The following is a 913-nucleotide window of genomic DNA, read 5'->3' on the forward strand; positions in this document are numbered from 1 at the left end:
TTGACCGCCACCCCCTGCGTATTGGTGCTGACTTGGATGGCTGATCCGGTGACGGTGTTGGTAACAGGGTCGATCACCTGCACATAACCGCTGCCGGTGACGTAGATGTTGCCGCCGGGGTTGACCGCCATCCCGTACGGGTTCATGCCGACGCTGATGGGTGATCCCGTGACGGTGTTGGTGGCGGGATCGATCATTGATACCGAGACGTTGCCGATGGAGGCGACGTAGATGTTGCCGCCGGGGTTGACCACTACCCCGTACGGGTTCATGCCGACGCTGATGGGTGATCCCGTGACCGCGTTGGTGGCAGGATCGATCACCGACACCGTACCGCTGCCGTAGTTGGTGACGTAGACGTAGCCGCCGGGGTTGACCGCCACGTCCCATGGCTGGGAACCGAGACCAGTGATGGTGGTGACGCTGCCGGCGGCCCCGCCGCTCCCGCCCGCCCCGCCTGCCCCACCCGATATACCGGTGGCGGCGTTTCCGCTGACGCCAATGCCGCCGGTGGCGTTAAATCCGGCCGTGGCCGCACCGCCGAGCCCCCCGTCCCCACCAGCGCCACCCACGCCACCGATACCCGCCACGCCCGTAGCACCGTGGGATCCGAGAAACCCGGATCCGAACAGCCCTCCGGAGCCACCGGCGCCACCACGTCCGCCGTCACCACCGAACCCACCGTCACCACCGGCACCGCCTGCCACCCCGAAGGTGCCGCTGGCATTACCGTCGGCGCCGTCACCGCCACCGCCCCCCAGGCCACCGAAGCCACCCGTGCCGCCGGTACTGAACAACCCCCAACTCGCTCCGCCAGCACCCCCCGCGCCACCGGTGCCGCCCGCGGTGCCGACGCTGCCGCTATCGCCGGACCCGACCGCGGCGCTACCTGACACACCAAGACCACCCGCGC

1 protein-coding gene is annotated in these 913 nt (G+C 69.1%); it reads right to left on the reverse strand.

Going from position 1 to position 913, the window contains the following annotated elements:
* Positions 1-913 (reverse strand): Vgb family protein (locus A5634_RS29875; protein WP_437339954.1); only part of this gene is annotated, 913 nt, incomplete at both ends.

Origin of the sequence: Mycobacterium asiaticum, assembly GCF_001673365.1 — a bacterium.
GTDB lineage: Bacteria > Actinomycetota > Actinomycetes > Mycobacteriales > Mycobacteriaceae > Mycobacterium > Mycobacterium asiaticum_A.